Source organism: Vibrio sp. 10N.286.51.E5 (assembly GCF_041469125.1).
Lineage (GTDB): Bacteria > Pseudomonadota > Gammaproteobacteria > Enterobacterales > Vibrionaceae > Vibrio > Vibrio crassostreae_C.
In genome coordinates, this window is record NZ_JBFRJZ010000074.1 from 1 (window position 1) to 17,954 (window position 17,954).

A 17,954-nucleotide genomic window follows, 5' to 3' on the forward strand; every position below is an offset into this window, starting at 1 on the left:
TCCATATCATTAACAACGCCGTGGTGAACAACAACCCCAGCTTCGTGTCGCTGTGCAGAAACGGCAACATCTTCATTGATATAGAAAAGCGCTACTGCGACGCAGCACAAGAAAACCGCTACCACATAGGCACTCAGTACCTGCAATACGTACAATGCTTCCGGTGGTTAAATAAGTGGTAACAGGCTGACCAATCAAGGTAATATTTTTACTAGTTAATATGCGTCTATTTTGCTAAACTTTTCGCTAATTAGAACCGTGTGAAACAGCATAAAAAGTGGTTTCACCTTGCCTTTAGGAGCCAAACCTAAGGGCGGTAGCGTACCTAAAATAGAATGAGTCTCAATGAAATAGCACTAAAATCTGTTGAGTGAGTATTTTTTGCGGCCTATTGGGGCGGTTTTAAAAAAGTAAGCAAAATCTGGTTTTTATAAGGGATGGTTGAAAATAGACTGTCTCAAAATGAATAAAAAGTGTCTCAGTGGTATTTAAAAGGCTGAGGTATAATTGTAGAAAATTAACTTAACTGGTGTGGGCAAAAAGTAACATGACGATGAAAATGACTCCGGAAAAAATGACTCACTTAAAGCAATTGGAAGCTGAGTCTATTCATATTATGCGTGAAGTGGCGGCAGAGTTCGATAACCCGGTGATGTTGTATTCTGTGGGTAAAGACTCCTCTGTAATGCTGCACCTTGCGCAAAAAGCGTTTGCTCCAGGCACACCTCCGTTTCCACTAATGCATGTTGATACAACGTGGAAGTTTAAGGAAATGATCGAGTTTCGTGACTACATGGCTGAAAAGGTGGGAATGAAGTTAATTGTTCATCAAAACCCTGAAGGTGTCGAGATGGGTATTAACCCATTCGTTCATGGCAGTTCAAAACACACCGATATCATGAAAACGCAAGGCCTTAAGCAAGCGCTCGATATGAATGGCTTTGATGCCGCTTTTGGCGGTGCGCGTCGTGATGAAGAAAAATCTCGCGCAAAAGAACGTGTGTATTCCTTTCGTGATGAACATCACCGCTGGGATCCAAAAAACCAACGTCCGGAGCTATGGAATATCTACAACGGCAAGGTGAACCAAGGCGAAAGTATTCGAGTGTTTCCTTTGTCTAACTGGACGGAGCTAGATATCTGGCAGTACATCTACCTGGAGAATATCGAAATTCCGGGGCTGTACCTGTCTAAACCTCGCCCTGTGGTTGAGCGTGACGGTATGCTGATTATGGTCGATGATGATCGTATGGAGCTGAAAGAAGGCGAAGTAGTGGAAGAGAAAATGGTGCGTTTTCGTACCCTTGGCTGTTATCCATTAACCGGCGCTGTAGAGTCAGAAGCCACTACGCTTCCAGAAATCATTCAAGAAATGTTGCTGACGACAACGTCAGAGCGTCAAGGTCGTGCCATTGATCACGATAGCTCGGGCTCAATGGAGAAGAAAAAGCGCGAAGGTTATTTCTAAAATCTATCAAGCAAAGATTTATTGTATTCGGCAATAGTTTGTCATGAGCCCGTTAGCAATTTGAGTAGTTAGAAATGATTGTCACCGCATGTGTCCTCATCGGATTAATTATTGCTTTAGTGAGTAACCGATTCAGAGCAAGCTATGTTTTTGTTGCCGCTGTCGCGGTGCTATATGTATCTGGCGAAATCACCCAAGCGGTAGTTTTTTCCAATGTTACGAATCGCTCAGTCGTTATTTTACTGTTGTTGTTGCTTTCATCTTTGACCTTAGAAAGAACCGCTTTATTGAGTTGGGCGGCCAAAACGCTGTCTCATCGCAGTTATTGGCAATCTTTGTTGCGCTTGGGTACGGTAAGTGCAGTGAGTTCAGGAATGCTGAATAACACGGCAGTGGTCGCGACCTTAATGGGAAGTGTTCTTAAGAACCCTTTCCATGCTCCTAAAAAATTGCTTATCCCTCTTTCATACTTTTCTATCTTAGGTGGCACCTTAACCTTGATAGGGACCGCGACTAATCTTGTCGTCAGCGGTCTACTCGAAGAACAAGGTTATCCGGGGCTTACTATCTTTGCTTTCTTCCCTGTTGGAGCAAGCTTGCTGGTAGGGTGTGGCTTGATAGTGGTGATTGCTTCCCGATGGTTGCCCGATGAACCAGTAAAGGCCGAATCATTAGGAGACTACTTCCTGGATGCAGAAGTAGATGAGGGCAGCAAACTCGTAGGTAAAAGCGTATTGGACAACGGATTACGCTCACTCGATGGCCTGTTTTTAACGGAAATTATTCGAGATAAACAGCTGATATCACCCGTTTCACCCAGTGAACTGATATTGTCTGGGGATAAACTAGTATTCAGTGGCGACGTCTCGGAAGTAAAACAGTTGTCTTCCTTTGATGGGCTAAAACTTTATGTTGAAGAAGAGTTCGAGTTGGATAAAAACCTCGTAGAGGTATTGGTTAGTCCGGAATCTGTTTTGATAGGTAAGACTCTAAAAGAGGTGGAGTTTCGTTCTCGCTTTGATGCTGCGGTAGTCGCGATTGCAAGACAAGGTAAGAGAATATCCGGCAAGCTTGGTGAATGCTCTATTCAGAGCGGAGATAAGTTTATCCTTGCGGTTGGGGATGACTTTAAAAAGCGCCCAAACTTATCTCGTAACTTTTTTCTGCTAAGCGATAAGTCAGTTAAAAGTCCCTTGTCTTTGCCACAAAACGTGTTAGGTATTGTCGGGTTTATTTCCGCGATAATCTTAGCTGCTTGTACCAATTTAGACCTTATCGAGACTTTGTCTGGCTTCCTACTTTTATCCTTGGTAAGCAGAATTATTGATGGCACTCAATTGAGAAGGCGTTTCCCGTTTGAGTTGTTGGCGATACTCGTCTCTGCGCTGTGTATAGCCAGTGCATTTTCTAGCAGCGGGTTAGCCATAGCACTAACGCAAACCTTTGAGTCTATGGCTGGAAACTTGTCTCCGAACTGGATGTTGGTAGGCATACTGGTGTTAACCATTCTTTTGACCGAAATAATGACCAATACGGCCGCCGCAGCCATTATGCTGCCAATAGCATTAGCGCTAGCATCGACATTTAATATTGGTTATCTACCACTGGTCATGGCTGTCGCTTATGGCGCGAGTGCCTCCTTCATCAGCCCCTTTGGCTACCAAACTAATCTTATGGTGATGAACGCAGGTGGCTATGCCCTTTTAGACTTTATGAAAGTTGGTTGGCTGGTCACAGCTACTTACATTGCAATAGCAGCGATGGCTATTCCGATGGTATTCCCTTTTTAGTTGATATGCATTTTTAGATAGGTATGAGTTGATAATGACCTCTCCTTATGTAACAAAAGATAATGACTCTGTTAGTGATGATGTCGTGTGGCATAACGCTACGGTCACGCATGAGCAACGCTCTGTACAAAAACAGCAAACGCCAGTGGTGCTTTGGTTTACGGGGCTAAGTGGTTCTGGAAAATCCACGGTTGCTAATGCGGTCGAGAGCAAACTGTTGAACTTAGGCAAACACAGCTATCTGCTTGATGGCGATAATGTGCGCCATGGTTTAAATAAAGATCTTGGCTTTAGTGATACCGATCGAGTAGAAAACATTCGCCGTATTAGTGAAGTGGCTAAGCTGTTTGTCGATTCGGGCACGATTGTCCTCACCGCCTTCATCTCTCCGTTTATCGCGGATCGTGAGCAAGCACGTACGCTTCTATTACCCGGTCAATTTCTTGAAGTGTTCATTGACACTCCTTTATCGGTGTGTGAACAGCGAGACCCGAAAGGGTTGTACAAGAAAGCGCGAGCCGGTGAAATTAAACATTTCACGGGGATTGATTCTACTTACGAAGCGCCGTTGAATGCTGATATTCATGTTGAGACGGAAGGACACTCTATTGAAGCGTGTGCGGAGGCTGTTGTGAATCAGTTAGCTGATTTAGGGTACATTTAACCATGCATTATGACGTATTCAATGGCGATGCAGATGGCATTATCGCGCTGCTTCAGTTGCGAAAGGCTGAGCCCAAATATTCTAAGCTCGTTACTGGTGTGAAGCGTGATATTAAGTTATTGCAGCAAGTGGCAAAACAAAGCGATGTTAGCGGTTGTACCATCTTAGACATTTCGATGGAAAAGAACGTAGATGCTCTCTATGACTTGATTGAGCGAGATATCCCACTTTTTTATTGCGACCATCATCGCACTGGAGAAGTGCCGCAAGCGGATAACTTTACAGCATTGATTAACTTGGATGCGAACACCTGTACGAGCTTGCTAATTAACCAACACTTGGCTGGTCGATACACTGATTGGGCCATTGTTGGTGCTTATGGTGACAATATGCTCGCCAGTGCTGAACAGTTAGCAGATAGCATCGGACTCAACCTAGATGAAAGAGCGTTCTTAAAAGAGTTAGGTACATTAATTAATTACAACGGTTATGGCGCGTCGATTGGTGATTTGCACATTGCACCCAAAGAATTGTTTCAGCAATTGATGCACTATGTATCACCTTTTGACCTAAAGCGTGATTTAAGCTCTCCGTATTATATTTTAAAGCAAGGGTATGAAGCTGATAACCAATTTGTTAAGTCATTAGCACCGATAGAAAACTCTGACGTATCGGAAATCTATCAGCTGCCTTGCGAACCCTGGGCAAGACGCATCAGCGGTGTATTTGGTAATACGTTAGCAAACCAATCCCTAGATAAAGCCCATGCAGTACTTACACTGAACGAGAACCAGCAAAACTTTACCGTGAGCGTTCGTGCTCCGTTAAATAATCGTACCGGTGCTGATGAAGTCTGTTGTCAATTTGCAACTGGTGGCGGTAGAAAAGCCGCGGCAGGCATCAACGCGCTTCCTATCGACCAGGTTGCCGAATTCATTCAAGTATTAAATCATTTTTATAAATAAGTTTTAGTGGATTTGAACGGAGGATGCTCCATTTCTAAACACTTCAAATCCATACAATTAAGGAAAAACCATGTCACACAGTTCAGATCTGATTGCTCAAGATATCGAAGCCTACCTAAAAGTTCATGAGAACAAAGACCTATTGCGTTTTCTTACTTGCGGTAACGTAGATGACGGTAAATCGACGTTGATTGGACGTTTGTTATTTGATAGCAAGTTGATTTATGAAGATCAGATGGCGGCCATTGAAAAAGACTCTCAGAAATTCAATACCACCGATGAATCGTTTGATTTAGCTCTGTTAGTTGATGGCCTGCAGTCTGAACGTGAGCAGGGTATCACTATTGACGTGGCGTACCGTTACTTCTCGACGGACAAACGTAAATTCATCATCGCTGATACTCCAGGGCATGAGCAATATACTCGTAATATGGTGACAGGTGCTTCAACTTGTGATCTTGCAATTGTGATGGTTGATGCTCGGTATGGTATCCAAACTCAAACCCGCCGTCACAGTTACATCTGCTCACTACTAGGTATTAAGCACATTATTGTCGCTATTAACAAAATGGACTTGATGGAGTACAGCCAAGAGGTGTACCAAAAAATCAAAGCCGATTACCGTGAGATGGCTAAGAATTTCAACATTGATGACATTCGTTTTGTACCAATTTCGGCCCTTAAAGGTGATAACGTGGTTACGCCAAGCGAAAAAATGGATTGGTACCCAGGTGCGACGTTGATGAAACTGCTTGAAACTGTGAAAATCGATCAAGACAAAGATTTAGAGCATATGCGTTTCCCTGTTCAATATGTTAACCGCCCGAACCTCGACTTCCGTGGTTTTTGCGGCACACTGGCTTCTGGCCAAATTAGAGTGGGTGATGAAATTACAGCGTTGCCTTCAGGTAAATCTTCAGTGGTTAAATCAATATTTACTTATGACGGAGAGCTTAAATCGGCACAACCAGGTCAAGCGATCACGATTACTCTCGAAGATGAAATAGATGTGTCTCGCGGTGATATGCTTGTCCATAAAGGCACTGAACCACAACTTACCAATAAAATTGATGCTCACATTGTTTGGATGGATGATAACCCACTTCGTTGCCATAAAGAATACACCTTCAAGTTTGCTACGAAGTCTTGTGCTGGTAAGGTTGCTAATATCCAACACAAAGTAGATGTAAACACACTTGAGAAACATGCTGAGAATGACGTGTCAGTTGAGCTTAATGAAATCGCGTTTACTGCTATAACTTTAACCGAAAATATAAGTGTTGACCGATATAAAGAGTTACCGCAAACAGGTGCCTTTGTGGTAATTGATAGAAATACAAATGTTACAGTTGGAGCTGGTATGGTTAGCCATATAAATAATCGTGTGGAAGATTCTCTGCGTACATATTCTGAGTTGGAAAAAGACTTAAACCACTATATTAGAAAACATTTCCCGGAATGGAATTGTAAGGAGATTTAAGTTGATTAAAAGAAAACTAATCTTGCATATAGGAACCCATAAAACGGGAACGTCATCAATTCAACAAGCACTATATAATAATCGGGTTTTATTGAATGAATATGGTTATAAGTACTTTATTGATACTCCAGATGGTATAAAAAGACAAGATGGCAATACAACCAGTTGGATCGGTTATGACTTGAATTCGATGAAGTCTGGCTATGGAGGGTGGGTTTCAAATAAGACTAAACTTTTTAGCCTTCTAAAAGGAAAATATGATAGAAATGTAATTATATCTAATGAGAATTTTTCCTGGTTGTTTTCTAATGATGAACTAATTTCTCTAAAATCTGACCTTTCTGAAATTTTTGATGAAATAAAAATTATAGTTTATCTCAGAAGGCAAGATCTTGCTGCTGTATCTCATTATCAACAAGCCTCAAAGCGTGTTGATCTGCCATCTACTTACTATTACGGAAAAGGTGTAAGCCCTTTACCTGATAGCTCTAGTTTTTATGATTATTTTGATTACTATGAGAGAATAAAAAGTTGGAGTTCCGCTTTTGGTCGTTCAAATGTTAATGTCAGAGTTTTTGAGAAAGAAAAATTGAGAAACGGCGATGTCGTTGATGATTTCTTGCATATACTAAAATTAGATTTGGGGGAGTTAGGGAATTATCGAACTAATGAGTCTAATGGAAAGATTAAAACAAAGTTAGGTCACTTAATAAATGAAAATGTGACAAATAATTATTTGTCAAAATACCTTAGGTCTAGCGTGTCTAATGAGGGGAAATTTGTTCCACAAAAGAAAGATGCTATTATATTTTACTCTCAATATCAAGAATCTAACAAGAAATTAGAAGAATTCTTAGAGGTTGAAAATATTTTTTCTGATAACTTTGAGATGTATAAAGAAATTGATACGCAAAGTTGGACTGAAAGGGAGGCAAATCAAGCAATTAGTGAGATTCTAGAGGCGCTAAATACGATATCTTTTAAGGATATTGCTAGAATATACATTGATCAGTTTCCAAGCTTAAGTAAGTTTTTAGTCAAAATAAAATTGCTTGTCGCAAGGGTGATAAGCGTCAATGATTAAAAAATTTATATCCTTGTCCAGTATTTTGTTTGTTGGGAAAGCGTTTTCTGTAGTCTCTTCTATTCTACTTGCTAAAGCTCTCAGTGTAGATAGTTATGGTTCATATGCATATAGTATATCTATCATTACTATGTTTAGCGTATTGTCGGCATCTAGTCTTGGACAAATTAGTATTAGGGAAATTTCAAAAAATGTAGCTAATATTAATAAATTTAAAGCGTGGGTTATTAGAACCAGCTTAATACTAATTTTTTTGCTTATAGCTTTTTATTGTATAATGAGTGCTTCAGGTTTAATAAAGGTAGACTGGTGGCAGGGATATATATTTTTCATAATAGCCTTCATCATTATCGTTCGAAGTGTGGTTATTATACAATCTGGTTGGTTGAATGGCTTAAATTTCATTAAATTGTCTCAGATTACAATTAGACTTGCTATTCCTTTAGCTTTACTTATAACATCTGTTCTTTTAATAACTGGTTTATTTAACTTTAGCGAGTTTGGGTTACTATCTGTACATAGTCTTGTTTATTGTGTTTCGGCATTGATTGGTTACTTTCTTTTAAAGAAAAAACTATGTGATTCAAATACCGAAGCCAACTGTATTGATAGCGCAAGTTACCGAAGTGATTTGAATAAAGCACTAATTCCAATGACCCTAATTACAGTTGTATCTGTTTTTAACAGTGAAATGGTCACGTTAATTTTGGGTTACGTTGGTAATTTTGAAGATGTAGCATTGTTTAAATTAGCTTCTCAGATCGTACTATTTATGGCAATGTCACAGACTGCTATGAACGCTGTAATCATGCCAGCACTTGGTCGTTTGATGTCAAAAGAAAAGTCAAATACAGATGCTATTCAAAAATTGACAACTAAAGCTGTAAGGGTTAATAGCTTGTTTGGGGTTGTTTTTTTTGTGTTGTTTGGCCTATGTGGAGAGTGGGTTATCAATCTGATCTTTTCTGACAAATTTGAAATGTTATACGCTCTTGCGATTGTAATTTTGATACCACAGCTATTTTCGATAATGTGTGGTCCTGTTAATAGCATAGCAATGATGTTAGGTGGTGAACGGGTAATATTGTTATCTAGCTCGCTATCCATAGCATGTAATATATTGGTTTTAGTTTCATGTTACGAGCGTTTTGGTATTTATTCTGCTGCGATCAGTACAGGGGTGGCATATTTTGTTTTGAATTCCAGTCTGGTTTGTTATTTGTACAGGTGTCATGGCTTGAAAACCTGGATTAAATAGCCACTGGATCTAATTGTTGTTTTGTGAATTTTGTTTTATTAGAGTGTATAAGTAATGCCTATAGTTAGAAATGATAGAAATCAATCATTCCTCTTCATGCACATCCCCAAGACGGGTGGGACGTCTATAGAGAAAACATTGGTAGAATCAGGTTACAATGTTGGCTTTATAACTAGTAGGGATTTTGAAAAAGAAATGAATATTAACCTTCAACATGTTGATGCTGAATGGGTAATTAAAAATGGGATTGAACAGTTAACTGATTTTAGTTTTGCTGTTGTTAGGAATCCTGTGAATAGATTGTTAAGTGAATATCGTTATAGATGTAAAACTAGTCGACTAATGACGAGATTTGTTGAATTTGACGTTTTTTGTCGTTTTCTCATCATGTTTCCTGACTATTTTAATCGAAGATTTGATAATCATGGTAAAAAGCAAGCTGATTACTTACTTGAAAAAACATATACGTTTAAAATTGAAAATGGTATGGAATCGCTTGAGGTTTATTTAAAAAATAATGGATTTGAAAATTTACAGTCAATAGGACACTTCAATAGAACACGCTATCAGCATAGTGTTTTTTCTGTTTCTAATGAAGTTTCGATGCAACTTAAAGAATACTATAGCGATGACTTTAATCGATTTGGTTATGATTGGCCAGAGTCAATATCAATTGGTAAATCAAAAAAAATAAACTCGATTAAGGCAATGTTTTTATATATATACTTGAAGATTAGAATGTGACGATTTCGATAAGTAACTCACTAAGAATTTTTATTACGTTAGCTATTATATATTGTAGCATAATTATGGTGGTTAGTTTTAGATTTGAGAGTTTTGGGATTTCTTTCTTATCTTCTGCAATTAAAGATGTCATATGGGCAATTATAGTTTTATTTTCTTTTGCCTATACCATAAGGGTTTCTAAGAAAGAAGTTGATTTACCATTATTGGTTTTATTTGTTTACCTACTATATTACTGTTTCCATTTATATAGCTACGTCCCATTTTCTGATGCAATAAATGGGATAAGATATAATGTCCCGAATATAGTTTTAGTCGTCTTACTTTTAAATCTGGCTCGAAATGATAGATTTGTTTATGATGTCAACTTATTTGCTAAGTTAATTATTATATTAGGTGCTCTACAAGCTCTTATTGGGCTTGTAGAGTTTTTTTATGCAGATATTATTGGTGTTATCTATGGTGTCGATAAGGAACAAATGAATCATGTGACATTAGCTGCAGGGTTTAGATTAATATCTCTATTTAGAAATCCAATTAACTATGGGATATTCCTGAACTTTTCTTTGGCATCACTGCTTTATTTTAGATTGAAAGGAAAAGTTGGCTTATTAATATTCATTGTTATTTACCTTTTGATATTATTCAATATATTTTTTACTTTGAGTCGAATGGCCCTAGTTTCTTCAACTTTGTTGACGTTACTATTTTTTATTTATCGGCTTAGAAAGCAACCTATTAAGTATGCTTTCTTCTTCTCCATTTTAATGTTCTTCGCTTTTTCTATGGTAGTTTATTTCTATCATATGATACTTGCTTTAGATTTGAAGGTAATTGAAAGAGTTGCGGGTATTGCAAATATTGAAACATATACAGAAAATATTAGAGTGCTGCACTGGATAGATGCTATAAAACATATGGATAATGTTTTTTATCAATTGTTGGGTCTAGGTGCTGGAGTGTCAATCCCTGGGGATAGTCGTGGTTTTAATATTGAAAATAGTTATGTGACAATATTTGTTGAACTGGGATATTTAGGGTTGACATTATTTTTGGTTGTCTTATTAAATTTTTTTTATAGGTTGTGTTACGTAAGGGATATTGATTGTCAGTTCTATATTATGTCACTAATGCTTGTTTTCCTTGTTATGTCTACAACCAATGACATGATTAGGAACTATCCGTTTAGTTTTTGGTTTTGGATGACGTTTTATTTTTGCTATTGTCAAAGTCAGTGTCGAGATGGCGTCAGGAGGCGTAATGATATATATAGTCACCCATAAGGGTTTTTTTGGTCAAGGATTAATGCCTTGGGAGGGTGTAGATGTTTTTAATTTATACCACAACCTTACATCATATGGGTTAACATTGAAAATGGTCGAGCTAAGTGACCTTGAAAATATTAATGATGCTAGCTTAATAATAACGGGAAGCTTTCAACAGTTGGAAATAAAAAAGGTTCTTGAGGATAAGTTATTTTACTTAATGAATCAAGGGTGTAAGATCTTGCCTAATTTTGATCTTGTACTTGCTCATGAAAATAAAGGTTATCAATCTCTATTAAAAAAGAAATATAAGATAGATGAATTGAATGAAAAATATCTAACGAGTGATTCATTATATTTCAAATCAAATTATGTCTATAAGGACCCAAATGGAGCCGGTAGCCATGGAGTAATCCTACCAGAAAATAGTCAGGCCCTTTATAAGTGGAGTAAGAAAATTTCGTTCGACTCGCTTAGAGTTGAGGGTGTAAAAAAAATATTAAAACTCGTGTTCAAGAAGTTTTTTCTTTTTGGTTGGAGGTATAGCTCTTTGCGTGTGCGGTACCTAAAATCCCCTAAGGGCATTGTAGTACAAGAATTAATACCAGAGTTAACTTTTGACTATAAAGTTTTGATATTTGGTGAACGTTTTTATGTTTTGAAACGTCATGTTCGTAAGGGGGATTTTCGGGCTAGTGGCTCTGGTAATTTCGAGAGTGTAACAAATGTTGAGCCTCAAGTTTTGATCGCGTGTAAGTTACTTAAAGAAAAATTGTCTACCCCTTATCTCTCAGTGGATATCGGCTATGATGGTAATAAGGCTTATATAATCGAGTTTCAAGGTCCACATTTTGGTCCTTATACTTACCTATCATCGAAATGCTACTTTAAACTAGGTCATGACGGCAGCGTAAAATCTTTCTTGCAAGAAGAAAGTGAAACACTTGAGGGGATTTTGGCAAGATCAATCTATCAGTATATTAAGGATGAAAATGAAAGTTTTTCACCATGTTTATAATCTTTATCTATACAGTGGTGCAACTAATCAAGCATTAAAGCTATCAAAAGAATTGATTGATAATCGTAGTTGTGAAGTTGTTTTCGTAAATACTGAGAAAAAACCTACTATCCGATACCTTCCATATCCAGTATACAATTTAGGTGGTTCTGTAATGACCAAGTTGTTCCGGATATTACTCATTATCGCAAATTCAAATAAAAATGAAACAATCCATCACGTTCACGGGTACCATTTACTTGAGCTTATGGTATTGTGTTTTTTTCGTCGTAATGTTTTGTTTAAATGTACTTTAGAGGGGCATGATGATTTAGAGACACTTAGCAAGAGTAGGTTAAAAAGACCATTTTTGAAATATATTCTGCGTAACGTTAATTTTGTTAACTCTCTAAACCCAAAAATAAAAGCTATTAATGAGAGATATGTACAAAGTAATAAAAACATAGTGATTCCAAACGGAGTACATACTGAGCGAAGATGTTTTGACATTAATAGAGATTGTGAGGGGTATTTTCTATTTGTTGGGGCAATTGTTGAAAGAAAAGGGGTTCTTGGTTGTATAAAATGGTTTCTTGAAAATGTTAAAGATGATAGTGTTAAATTAAAGTTGGTGGGACCTTTTAATTCTGGATTATCCGAAGAAACTAACGATTATCTTAATAAGGTACGAAGTCAAATAGGTGACAGGGTATCACTTGAAGGGAAGCTTGAAGAAAGCGAACTTTCAAGAGAGTTCCAAGGAGCTCTTGGTATTTTATTTAATTCATCTTTTGAGGGTACACCAAATGTTATATTAGAGGCGATGTCCTTCAATTGTCCTGTGATTAATATACCTGACGACGTGGTTGTTGATTGGCTTTTAGGCGATGATTTAGCGAAAAAGTTAGATGTCATATTAAGAAAACCAACATCGGCAAGTTTGGTCGCTCTAAGAAAAAGCAAATTATTAGAGAGAAGGGTGGAGCATTTTAGTATAAAAAGTATTGCGGAAAGTACTTATACTATATATGAGGAGATGATTCGTGCCTAAAGTAGAAGTGTTGTTATCTACACTGAATAACTCAATTTATAACATTGTATTCAATCCTGAATACAATTATGTGGTTGTTCATCAAATAACCCAGCAAGGTGATATTGAAGAATATAAACGTCATATAGCCTTAGTTTCTTCCGAACTATCGATATCTATTAACTACATACAAACCAAAACTGTCGGGCTATCTAAAAGCAGAAATATTGCAATGGATAATTCGACTGCTGATTTTTGTATTATTGCTGATGACGATGTGATTATTTCTTCTGGTTTTTCAAATGGTGATTTATTTGAATGTTATCAATCTGATTTGCTCTCTTTTGGCTTTGTTTTGGGTGGAAAGTACAAAGGTGAACTGTTGAGTGAAACGAATGTTAGTTTCCGTAATAGTTTCTCGATTTCCTCTGTCAGCATGTGCCTTTCGAGGCGCCTAATTGATAGTAATTTAAGATTTAACGAGTCCTTTGGTTTAGGTGCTCAGTATCCTTCTGGGGAAGAGTTTATATTCGTTAATCATTGTATTTCAAAAGGTTTTGTTGCCAAAAAGATACCAGTTGTTATCTGCTATCATGAGAAAGAAACTTCAGGAGAGAATTTTCATAGAAATGATAATTTAATCGAAACAAAGTTTCGAATGATGGATATGGTTAAGTTACGTACAGGGTTTGTTTATTCCATGTTGTTTTTAATTAAGAAAATGCCTTTTCTTTTATCTGAGGGTAAGCTCGTGCTTTGTTTTAGAAGATATTTGAATTATTATATTGGACGTTTAATTAAATTATGTTGATTTCTATAATTACTCCAACCTACAACTCATATGCAACAATTTTAAGCACGTATGAATCCATAAAAAATCAGGATTATGACAATTGGGAGTGGGTAGTAACCGACGATTGTTCTACTGATCAAACAGTCGATATTTTGAAAAAAATCGCATTTAAGGATTCTAGAGTAAAAGTTTTTGTAAATGATACTAATTCGGGAGCAGCAGTTTCTAGAAATAGATGTATTTCAGAATCTAATGGTGAATTTATTGCTTTTTTAGATAGCGATGACTTATGGTTACCTAATAAGTTAATGTGCCAGTTAGAGTTTATGCTAGAAGGGAAGTACTCTTTTTCTTTTACTTCTTATGAATTGATTTACGAGAACGGAAATAAAATCGGAAAGGTTGTTGATAAAGGGGAAGTAGTATCAGTTTCTTATCAAGATATGTTAAGAAAGAAAGCAACGCTAGGTTGTTCTACAGTTATGTTGAAAAAGTCCTGTTTCCGAAGTTTGTCAATGCCAAATATACGTACGGGCCAGGATTATGCGTTATGGTTGAAACTGTTGAAACAAGACACTAATGCCTATCTTCTTCCCGTTATATTAACTGAATATCGTATAATGCCGAATTCAATTTCTAGAAATAAAATAAAAAAGGCAAAAAGGCAATGGCAAATCTATAGAGAAATTGAACAACTAAATATAATCGATTCAACTATTTCTTTTTTTCACTATGCATATCGTGCTGTATTTCGAATGTAGAATTTATTCGTAGTGGCTTTGTTGCGTAATTAAGTGGAACTAAATCCAGAACCTACGATCTGATTAGCTACGTCCACTACCTATCGTAGTCCTATGACTAAACCTCGTTACAAAGTCATCAACTGTAAGCAATACAACCAGTTATGCATTAAACGATATTATCTTTTTAACTAATTCAGCAATAATTTCCGACTCTGAAAGTTGGGAATATATTAAAATTTTGGTAGAAGATAACTTGGATTGATTTATTCAATATGATGATTTCGAACAAAGCATACTATTGTTCGAGTTATCAACCTTATTTTCCAATGCAACAGAAAAATGCGTTCTGGTGTGATTGCAGCAAATCAAGTTGTGTTAGAGTAGGTTAAAATTGCAGATAAGAGCAATGAAATAGAAGCGATCCCTGAACTGCTTGAGATGCTTTCCTTGTGAGGTTGTTTAGTGACGATTGATGCTATGGGGTGCCAAGCGGTGTTTTTCAAGGTAGTTGTCATCATTTGCTTACTTATTAAGCAGCTTCTCTTTCTGGATTTAGGTGAACGTCACCAACAGGCGCACAGTTCCTGATATCACCAGACCACCGCTCAGGCTTTCGCTGTTTTGCAGCGAGCAATACCTCTACACGACGCTTCAAGATCTCTTTATCTTTTCCATTGTGACGCTCTGAAGGCGTGACGCAGGGCAAGATCATGAAAAACCCATATGGAATAAGGGGTAGCGTGAAGTGATGTTTCCACTAATTTGTACACTGAAGTCACAACAAATTCAATACATTCAAGATCGATTTGATGATCAGATTTAGGTGTGATCATATACTGTTTTTTAACAGCAGATATTTAGCCATAATGAATGGATTAAGCCTTTTGGACCATATTTCAGTTATTCGAGACCCTCGCCAAGCTTGGAAAATAGAGCACACGCTAACCGACATTATCTTCTTAACAATTGCAGCAGTGATTGCTGGTGCTGAAGGTTGGGAGGATATTGAAGATTTTGGTGAAGATAACTTGGAATGGCTTAGGCAGTATGGTGATTTCAAACAAGGCATACTAGTACACGATACCATTGCCCGAGTTATCAATCTTATTTCCGCCAAGCAACTGCAACGATGCTTTACTGCGTGGATGAAAGACTGTCATGAGACGACAGAGGGTGAAGTGATTGCTATCGACGGCAAAACTCTCAGAGGCACATACAACAAAGACAAGCGTTGTGGTGCAATCCATATGGTTAGTGCCTTTAGTGCAGCAAACCAAGTTGTACTAGGACAAGTGAAGACTGCGGATAAAAGCAATGAAATAAAAGCGATCCCTGAACTGCTTGAAATGCTTTCCTTGCGAGGTTGTTTAGTGACTATTGATGCTATGGGATGCCAGAAGGATATAGCTGAAAAGATAGTCGCTCAAGATGCAGATTATCTCTTAGCGGTAAAAGGTAATCAAAAACGATTGGAGCAAGCGATTAGCCAAGTGTTTAATTCTAGTATGATTAATAGTTTTGAAGGTGATAAATACGTCACTCAAGAGAAAGGGCATGGTCGTACAGAAACGCGTTTGAGTATGGTTGTTCACAATACAGATTTCTTAGGCTATATAGCGTTTGATTGGGCTGAACTCTCCACAATTGGTATGGTCGTTTCAATTCGTCAAGAAGGTGATAAGCCAGCAGAAACAATGCAAATCAAGCACTACATAAGCTCAGCAAAACTAACGGCTAAAGCTTTACTAGAGAGCACGCGAGCACACTGGCGAATTGAAAGTGTGCCGCAGGCACTGAAGTTAGCAGCATAAGGAGATGCTATGACTTAAGGCATAAGCTCAGGAAGAGATGGTGGTAGGCCCACCGAAGTCTGCTGTCGGAAGCTGGCTTCAAACCACTCCAAGTGGCTGTAGTTAAGAGCTATGGTCATGAGCGTTGGAGTCAAAGTGCGAACGAAAGTTCGGCAGGTACGATATAGAGAGACGAGTTAACCCGAACCCATGTGGACGCGTCGTAATCCAGAGATTGACATCAAAACCAAGGGCGTTTCTATCTCTTGGGATAAGTCTATGAGTAAACTCCGAATGCTGCATAGACGGTGTCCGGCGTATAGTGGGCGTGAATCTATATCAGGCTCTTTTTGGGAACTGCGGGAACCAGTCGTTGTGATGCCTAAGGAAGACATACAAGCCACTGAATTGGCGAGTATTAGAGTACCGATGCACAGCACTGGGACGGAGCTATCTGTAGTAGTGAGGAAACAGCTGTAATGGTTGTGGAGCGAAGGGGTAGCGTTAGGCCGTCGTTAAGTTCTGCCCAACTGACAATAAGTCAGGAGGAGGCAGAGGTTAAGACAAAACAATTCAACATTTCAAAATGGCAAGTAGTCAACGCATACAAGTTGGTGAAAGCAAATGCAGGCGCGGCAGGGGTTGATAATGAAACACTGGCCGAATTTGACAGGAACTTAAAAGGAAATCTCTATAAAATTTGGAACCGATTGGCATCGGGAACCTACTTCCCTCCGCCAGTACTGGCTGTAGCCATTCCAAAGAAAGCCGGAGGCGAGAGGATACTTGGTATACCAACTGTCAGTGACCGCATCGCACAGATGGTGGTCAAACTGACATTTGAACCCCAAGTAGAACCGCACTTCTTGCCAGATTCGTATGGATACAGACCAAAGAAATCGGCTCTAGATGCTATAGGTGTAACTCGAAGACGGTGTTGGGACTATGACTGGTGCCTTGAGTTCGATATTAGGGCATTGTTTGATAAAATACCGCACGACCTACTGATGAAAGCAGTCGATAAACACTGCACAGAAAAGTGGGTAAGGTTATATATCAAACGTTGGTTAACAGCACCGATGAAAATGCCAGATGGAGAGTTGAAAGCAAGGGATATGGGAACACCTCAAGGAGGGGTAATCAGTCCTGTTCTCGCCAATCTCTTTTTACATTATGTCTTCGATAAATGGTTACACAAGCATTACCGCGGTATACCTTGGTGTCGATATGCGGATGATGGGCTGGTTCATTGCAAAAGCAAAGAAGAAGCCGAACACATGCTAGAGGTACTGAGAGAGCGCTTTGCTGAGTGTGGTCTAGAGTTGCATCCAGAAAAGACCAAAATACTTTACTGCAAAGACGGAAGCCGAAAAGGCAACCATGAACACACAAGCTTCGACTTTCTTGGATATACATTCAGGCGTCGATTAGTGAAGAATACCAAGCGAAACAGTATGTTTGTAAGCTTCACGCCAGCGGTGAGTAAGGTTGCTTTGAAAGCGATGAGGCGGAGAATTAAAACGCTGAAGGTACGAAGCCGAACAGATCTCAACATCGCACAGATATCAGGTTGGTTAAATCCAATGATAAATGGCTGGATTGGGTACTATGGTAAGTACTATCGGTCGTCGCTATACCCAGTGTTTAGACACATCAACAAAGCTCTGATTAGGTGGGCGAGACGCAAATACAAAAAACTTCGTCGCCATAAGACTCGAGCAACGCTGTTCTTGGAAAGGATAGCTAAGCAGAATCCGTGGTTGTTTGCCCATTGGAGGCATGGAATGAGAGGATCGTTTGCCTAATGGAAGCGGTATGAACTGAGAGGTTCACGTACCGTTTTGCGAGAGGCTGCAGGGGGAGTTCCTGCGGTCTACTCACCA

16 protein-coding genes and 2 pseudogenes are annotated in these 17,954 nt (G+C 38.5%); 17 read left to right on the forward strand and 1 reads right to left on the reverse strand.

Features of this window, described 5'->3' with window-relative positions; all coding sequences use genetic code 11:
* The 14 genes and pseudogenes from AB4161_RS20785 to AB4161_RS20850 form a co-directional block, all read left to right on the forward strand.
* A pseudogene (locus AB4161_RS20785) lies at positions 1–182 on the forward strand (hypothetical protein); the annotation flags it as partial.
* 371 nt (positions 183–553) lie between these two features.
* Positions 554–1,468, forward strand: coding sequence for a sulfate adenylyltransferase subunit CysD (cysD, locus tag AB4161_RS20790; RefSeq protein WP_372084182.1), 915 nt, complete (start codon positions 554–556; stop codon positions 1,466–1,468).
* A gap of 74 nt (positions 1,469–1,542) precedes the next feature.
* On the forward strand, positions 1,543–3,258 hold the full coding sequence (locus AB4161_RS20795; protein ID WP_372084159.1) for an SLC13 family permease: 1,716 nt from the start codon (positions 1,543–1,545) through the stop codon (positions 3,256–3,258).
* 34 nt (positions 3,259–3,292) lie between these two features.
* A complete protein-coding gene (cysC, locus tag AB4161_RS20800; protein WP_372084161.1) occupies positions 3,293–3,922 on the forward strand; it encodes an adenylyl-sulfate kinase in 630 nt (209 codons plus the stop codon).
* A gap of 2 nt (positions 3,923–3,924) precedes the next feature.
* On the forward strand, positions 3,925–4,887 hold the full coding sequence (locus tag AB4161_RS20805) for a DHH family phosphoesterase (RefSeq protein ID WP_372084163.1): 963 nt from the start codon (positions 3,925–3,927) through the stop codon (positions 4,885–4,887).
* A gap of 70 nt (positions 4,888–4,957) precedes the next feature.
* Positions 4,958–6,367, forward strand: coding sequence for a sulfate adenylyltransferase subunit CysN (cysN, locus tag AB4161_RS20810; protein WP_372084164.1), 1,410 nt, complete (start codon positions 4,958–4,960; stop codon positions 6,365–6,367).
* A gap of 1 nt (position 6,368) precedes the next feature.
* Complete coding sequence (locus AB4161_RS20815; RefSeq protein ID WP_372084165.1) at positions 6,369–7,451, forward strand: hypothetical protein; 1,083 nt, start codon at positions 6,369–6,371, stop codon at positions 7,449–7,451.
* A complete protein-coding gene (locus AB4161_RS20820) occupies positions 7,444–8,709 on the forward strand; it encodes a lipopolysaccharide biosynthesis protein (RefSeq protein WP_372084166.1) in 1,266 nt (421 codons plus the stop codon). Before AB4161_RS20815 ends, AB4161_RS20820 begins: the two co-directional genes overlap by 8 nt.
* Before the next feature lie 54 nt (positions 8,710–8,763).
* The gene (locus tag AB4161_RS20825) at positions 8,764–9,453 is read left to right on the forward strand and encodes a sulfotransferase family 2 domain-containing protein (protein ID WP_372084168.1); all 690 of its coding nucleotides are present in this window, start codon (positions 8,764–8,766) and stop codon (positions 9,451–9,453) included.
* Positions 9,454–9,518: 65 nt separating this feature from the next.
* Positions 9,519–10,736, forward strand: a complete 1,218-nt coding sequence (locus tag AB4161_RS20830) for an O-antigen ligase family protein (protein ID WP_372084170.1) — start codon at positions 9,519–9,521, stop codon at positions 10,734–10,736.
* Entirely contained in the window at positions 10,714–11,736 is a 1,023-nt protein-coding gene (locus AB4161_RS20835; RefSeq protein WP_372084172.1) for a hypothetical protein, read from the forward strand. The genes AB4161_RS20830 and AB4161_RS20835 overlap by 23 nt, the downstream gene beginning before the upstream one ends.
* On the forward strand, positions 11,711–12,766 hold the full coding sequence (locus tag AB4161_RS20840) for a glycosyltransferase family 4 protein (protein ID WP_372084174.1): 1,056 nt from the start codon (positions 11,711–11,713) through the stop codon (positions 12,764–12,766). Before AB4161_RS20835 ends, AB4161_RS20840 begins: the two co-directional genes overlap by 26 nt.
* Complete coding sequence (locus AB4161_RS20845) at positions 12,759–13,556, forward strand: hypothetical protein (protein WP_372084176.1); 798 nt, start codon at positions 12,759–12,761, stop codon at positions 13,554–13,556. The genes AB4161_RS20840 and AB4161_RS20845 overlap by 8 nt, the downstream gene beginning before the upstream one ends.
* On the forward strand, positions 13,550–14,299 hold the full coding sequence (locus AB4161_RS20850) for a glycosyltransferase family 2 protein (RefSeq protein ID WP_372084178.1): 750 nt from the start codon (positions 13,550–13,552) through the stop codon (positions 14,297–14,299). Before AB4161_RS20845 ends, AB4161_RS20850 begins: the two co-directional genes overlap by 7 nt.
* 511 nt (positions 14,300–14,810) lie before the next feature.
* Here the strand turns inward: AB4161_RS20850 and AB4161_RS20855 are convergent.
* The gene (locus tag AB4161_RS20855) at positions 14,811–14,993 is read right to left on the reverse strand and encodes a hypothetical protein (RefSeq protein WP_372084180.1); all 183 of its coding nucleotides are present in this window, start codon (positions 14,991–14,993) and stop codon (positions 14,811–14,813) included.
* 154 nt (positions 14,994–15,147) lie between these two features.
* Between AB4161_RS20855 and AB4161_RS20860 the strand changes: the two are divergent.
* The 3 genes and pseudogenes from AB4161_RS20860 to ltrA all read left to right on the forward strand — a co-directional run.
* Positions 15,148–16,059 (forward strand): annotated as a pseudogene (locus AB4161_RS20860) (ISAs1 family transposase); the annotation flags it as partial.
* Between the two features lie 291 nt (positions 16,060–16,350).
* Positions 16,351–16,551 (forward strand): hypothetical protein, encoded by a 201-nt coding sequence (locus tag AB4161_RS20865; RefSeq protein WP_241815097.1) that lies wholly within the window; start codon positions 16,351–16,353, stop codon positions 16,549–16,551.
* Positions 16,551–17,876 (forward strand): group II intron reverse transcriptase/maturase, encoded by a 1,326-nt coding sequence (gene ltrA, locus AB4161_RS20870; protein ID WP_104216285.1) that lies wholly within the window; start codon positions 16,551–16,553, stop codon positions 17,874–17,876. The genes AB4161_RS20865 and ltrA overlap by 1 nt, the downstream gene beginning before the upstream one ends.
* Positions 17,877–17,954 lie beyond the last annotated feature (78 nt).